Annotated in this window: 3 protein-coding genes; 2 read left to right on the forward strand and 1 reads right to left on the reverse strand. The window is 71.3% G+C overall.

All coding sequences use genetic code 11. The annotated features are described in order from the left end of the window. Positions 1 to 39 precede the first annotated feature (39 nt). On the reverse strand, positions 40 to 1,311 hold the full coding sequence (locus tag AAG827_RS21935; protein WP_341928334.1) for a choice-of-anchor P family protein: 1,272 nt from the start codon (positions 1,309 to 1,311) through the stop codon (positions 40 to 42). 211 nt (positions 1,312 to 1,522) lie between these two features. Here AAG827_RS21935 and hutH point away from each other — a divergent pair, with 211 nt between their 5' ends. Together hutH and hutU are read left to right on the forward strand one after the other, a co-directional pair. Beyond that, the gene (gene hutH / locus AAG827_RS21940) at positions 1,523 to 3,064 is read left to right on the forward strand and encodes a histidine ammonia-lyase (protein ID WP_341928335.1); all 1,542 of its coding nucleotides are present in this window, start codon (positions 1,523 to 1,525) and stop codon (positions 3,062 to 3,064) included. Beyond that, positions 3,061 to 4,722, forward strand: coding sequence for a urocanate hydratase (hutU, locus tag AAG827_RS21945; protein ID WP_341928336.1), 1,662 nt, complete (start codon positions 3,061 to 3,063; stop codon positions 4,720 to 4,722). The genes hutH and hutU overlap by 4 nt, the downstream gene beginning before the upstream one ends. The last annotated feature ends 65 nt before the right edge of the window (positions 4,723 to 4,787 follow it).

The raw sequence follows: 4,787 nt of genomic DNA on the forward strand, positions 1-4,787 counted from the left end.
CCCCCCCCCCCCCCCCCCACCCCATGGCCCCAGGGAGGGTCAGCCCTTGCGGACCTGCAGCTCGGCCATGCCGAGGTCGACCACGGCGCCGGAGCCGTCGAGCAGCGTCAGGCGCAGCGCGATGACCGAGATGCCGTTCTTGATCTTGCGCACGATCTTCTGCTGGATCTTGACCAGGCCCGGGATCTCGATGACACCGCTGTCGGGGAAGCTGGTGGCCTCGCCGTTGACGACGATCGAGCCGACCGTCGTGCCGTTGGCGTTGCGGACCAGGCCGTCGCCCTTGCGGGTCACGTTGGCCTTGGCGACGATCGCGTTGATGACCAGCGCGCCGTCACCGAGGTTGACCTTGGCGATGTTGGCGAGCTCGTAGCCCGTGCCGATGCCCTTGGCCTGGCGGGCCTTCTGGTTGGTGTCGACGCCGCGGACGATGATCTGGCCGCCCAGGTCGACGCGAGCCGCAGCCTTGGTGAGCTCCTTGCCGTTGGTGCCCTTGCAGGGCATCAGCGACAGGGGCGTGCGACCGGACTTCACGGTCTCGCCGAGCCCGCGGGCGCGGGTGCCGGCGGAGTAGCCGCGGAAGGTGCCGAACGGCGCACCCTTCTGGATCTTGGTCGCGGTGTGGGCGACCTTTGTCAGGGTGTCCGTGGGGAAGACCCTGATGTTGATGGCATCGGCCGTGGCGCGCACGCCGTCGATGATCTTCGCGCTCACCTCGTTGCCGATGGTGATCCGGGCCAGGCCGGGGATCTCCAGCGGCTGACCGGGGGTCGGGATCTCGAGCTCCTGGGGCTGGCCGCCGCCCGGGGGGGTGAAGAGGATCTTGGCGACGCTGGTGTCGGTCTCGGTCTTGAACGACGTGCCCGTGTGGAAGGCCCGCGACATGGAGCGCACGCCCTCGATGGACAGGCTGCCCAGCGGGCTGTCGGCGAGGACGACCTCGGCGATGGAGTGGGTGGAGTAGGACGAGACGACGGGGCCCTTCTTCTCCGTCCAGACCTTCGTGCGGACGCCGCGGACGGTGCCGAGGCCGGGCACGCGCACCTGGGCCTCGTAGTTGCTGCGCGTCACGCCGGCGCGGACCGTGCAGCCGATCGCGGTGTAGGCGGTGTTGTCGGAGCTCGCCGGGACGGAACCGCCGGTGACGAGGGTGCCGAAGCCGGTCGCGTTGAGGGCGAAGCCGGTCTTGACGATGGCCCGGGCGTTGTCGGGTGCGCCGACGACAGCCGTGGCTGGGGAGGCGGTGGCCAGGCCGGTGAGGGCGAGGGTCGCACTGGCGACGATGGCGCCGAATCGGATCTGGTGTCGCATGGAGCACTCCTCGGGTGTGGTGAAAAGATCTGCGCCCCCCAAGCCCGAGAATGGAGTCGCTGTCGTGCTGGGCGTTCGAGCCCAGCTCCTCAGTACCCCATCAGAATCACATTCATACCTGTGCAGGTATCCCGGTCTCATATCTCGGATCTGAGACTGTTGCGGAGCGGCGCCTCTGTCGTCGCAGGTCGTCGCGGCGAAGGATGACGACATGCCTGCTGAAGTGCTCGTGGACGTCGGTCCTCTGTCGGTTGCGGATGTCGTGGCGGTCGCCCGGGACGGGGCCGCCGTGCGGCTCGGTCCGGACGCCCTGACCGCGCTCGCGAGGGCCCGCTCGGTCGTCGACGTCCTCGCCGCGGCACCGACGCCCGCCTACGGGATCTCGACCGGCTTCGGGGCGTTGGCGACCCGGCACATCCCCTCGGAGATGCGCGCCCAGCTCCAGCGCTCGTTGGTGCGCTCCCACGCGGCCGGCTCCGGCCCCGAGGTCGAGCGGGAGGTCGTGCGGGGGCTGATGCTGCTGCGGCTCTCGACGCTCGCGACCGGGCACACCGGCGTGCGCCCGGAGACGGCGGAGCTGCTCGCCGCCTTGCTGACGCACGACATCACGCCCGTGGTCCACGAGTACGGCTCGCTCGGCTGCTCGGGCGACCTCGCGCCGCTCGCGCACTGTGCGCTGGCGTTGATGGGCGAGGGCTCCGTGCGCGACGCGTCGGGGTCGCTGGTGTCCGCAGCCGAGGCGCTCGCCGCGGCCGGGTTGACGCCGGTCGAGCTGGTGGCCAAGGAGGGCCTCGCGCTCATCAACGGCACCGACGGGATGCTCGGCATGCTGGCGCTCGCGATCCACGACCTGCGCGTCCTGCTGCGGACGGCGGACGTCGCGGCCGCGATGTCGGTCGAGGGCCAGCTGGGCACCGACCGCGTCTTCGCCGCCGACCTCCAGGCGATCCGGCCGCACCCCGGGCAGGCCGCCTCGGCCGCCAACCTGGTCGCGCTGCTGGCCGACTCGGGCATCGTGGCCTCCCACCGCGGCCCGGACTGCAACCGCGTGCAGGACGCCTACTCCCTGCGCTGCTCGCCCCAGGTGCACGGCGGGGCCCGCGACACGCTCGAGCACGCGGCGCTCGTGGCCGGCCGCGAGCTGGCCTCGGCCGTGGACAACCCCGTCGTGATCGGCGACCGGGTGGAGAGCAACGGCAACTTCCACGGGGCGCCCGTGGCCTACGTGCTCGACTTCCTCGCGATCGTCACCGCCGACGTGGCCTCGATCAGCGAGCGGCGCACCGACCGCTTCCTCGACAAGGCGCGCAACCACGGGCTGCCGCCCTTCCTCGCCCACGACCCCGGTGTCGACAGCGGGCTGATGATCGCGCAATACACGCAGGCCGCGATCGTCTCCGAGCTCAAGCGCCTCGCGGTGCCGGCATCGGTGGACTCGATCCCCTCCAGCGCCATGCAGGAGGACCACGTGTCGATGGGGTGGTCGGCCGCCCGCAAGCTGCGGCGCGCCGTGGACGGGCTCACCCGCGTCGTGGCCATCGAGGTCATGACGGCGGCCCGCGCGCTCGACCTGCGCGCACCGCTCGTGGCGTCGCCGGCGACGAGTGCCGTCGTACGACTCCTGCGTGAGGGGGGTGTCCAGGGGCCCGGTCCCGACCGGCACCTCTCGCCCGAGATCGAGGCTGCCGTGGAGCTCGTGCGCTCCGGGGCCGTTGTCCGTGTCGTCGAAGAAGTGATCGGAGCGCTGCGATGAACCCCAACCCCCGCCTGCCCGTCCGTGCCGCGCGCGGCACCGAGCTGACCGCCAAGTCGTGGCAGACCGAGGCGCCGCTGCGGATGCTGATGAACAACCTCGACCCCGACAACGCCGAGCGTCCCGAGGACCTCGTGGTCTACGGCGGCACCGGCAAGGCGGCGCGCAGCTGGGAGGCCTACGACGCGCTCGTGCGCACCCTGCGCGACCTGGAGCCCGACGAGACGATGCTCGTGCAGTCCGGCAAGCCGGTCGGCGTGATGCGCACGCACGAGTGGGCGCCGCGGGTGCTGATCGCCAACTCCAACCTGGTGGGCGACTGGGCCAACTGGGAGGAGTTCCGTCGGCTGGAGGACCTCGGGCTGACGATGTACGGCCAGATGACGGCCGGCTCATGGATCTACATCGGCACCCAGGGGATCCTCCAGGGCACGTTCGAGACGTTCGCGGCCGTGGCCGACAAGCGGTTCGGTGGCACCTTGGCCGGCACGATCACCGTGACCGCCGGGCTCGGTGGCATGGGAGGCGCGCAGCCGCTCGCCGTCACGATGAACGACGGCGTGGTGATCTGCATCGAGTGCGACCCCGCGCGGATCGAGCGGCGCATCGAGCACCGCTACCTCGACGTCCAGGCGTCGTCGTTGGCCGAGGCCGTGTCGATGGCGGTGGCTGCCCGCGACGCGCGCACGCCCCTGTCGATCGGGGTGCTCGGCAACGCCGCGGTGATGCTGCCCGAGCTGCTGGAGTCAGGGGCCCCGATCGACATCGTGACGGACCAGACCTCGGCCCACGACCCGCTCTACTACCTGCCGGCCGACACGTCGTACGACGACTGGGCGCGTGAGCGCGAGGCCGACCCGGTCGGCTTCACCAAGCGCGCGCGGGAGTCGATGGCGACCCACGTGCGCGCGATGGTCGACTTCCAGGACCGGGGTGCCGAGGTCTTCGACTACGGCAACTCGATCCGCGACGAGGCGCGCAAGGGCGGCTACGACCGGGCCTTCGACTTCCCGGGCTTCGTGCCGGCCTACATCCGTCCGCTGTTCTGCGAGGGCAAGGGCCCCTTCCGGTGGGCCGCGCTCTCGGGCGACCCGGCCGACATCGCGGCGACCGACCGGGCGATCCTCGAGCTGTTCCCCGACAACGAGCGCCTGCGGAAGTGGATCACCATGGCGCAGGAGAAGGTGCAGTTCCAGGGGCTGCCGGCGCGGATCTGCTGGCTGGGCTACGGCGAGCGCCACCTCGCGGGGCTGAAGTTCAACGAGATGGTCGCCTCCGGTGAGCTCAAGGCGCCGATCGTCATCGGCCGCGACCACCTCGACTGCGGCTCGGTCGCCTCGCCCTACCGCGAGACCGAGGCGATGCTCGACGGCTCCGACGCGATCGCCGACTGGGCGCTGCTCAACGCGCTGGTCAACACCGCCTCCGGCGCCACCTGGGTCTCGATCCACCACGGCGGCGGCGTCGGCATGGGCCGCTCCATCCATGCCGGTCAGGTGTGCGTCGCCGACGGCACCGCGCTCGCCGCGGAGAAGATCGAGCGGGTCCTCACCAACGACCCCGGCATGGGCGTCATCCGTCACGTCGACGCCGGCTACGACCGCGCCTCCGAGGTCGCTGCCGAGCGGGGTGTGCGGGTGCCGATGACCGAGGGCTGAGGGCTGAGGCCTGGCCCGGAAAGTGCGGGACGTTTTCGACGTTCCAGGGCAGCTTGGAGGTCGAA

It is taken from the genome of Nocardioides psychrotolerans (genome assembly GCF_943371775.1).
Lineage (GTDB): Bacteria > Actinomycetota > Actinomycetes > Propionibacteriales > Nocardioidaceae > Nocardioides > Nocardioides psychrotolerans_A.

Bases quoted from the DNA above. Each gene is read 5' to 3' on its own strand.
- AAG827_RS21935 (WP_341928334.1), bottom strand. From the start codon at position 1,311: ATGCGACACCAGATCCGATTCGGCGCCATCGTCGCCAGTGCGACCCTC.
- hutH (WP_341928335.1), top strand. From the start codon at position 1,523: ATGCCTGCTGAAGTGCTCGTGGACGTCGGTCCTCTGTCGGTTGCGGAT.
- hutU (WP_341928336.1), top strand. From the start codon at position 3,061: ATGAACCCCAACCCCCGCCTGCCCGTCCGTGCCGCGCGCGGCACCGAG.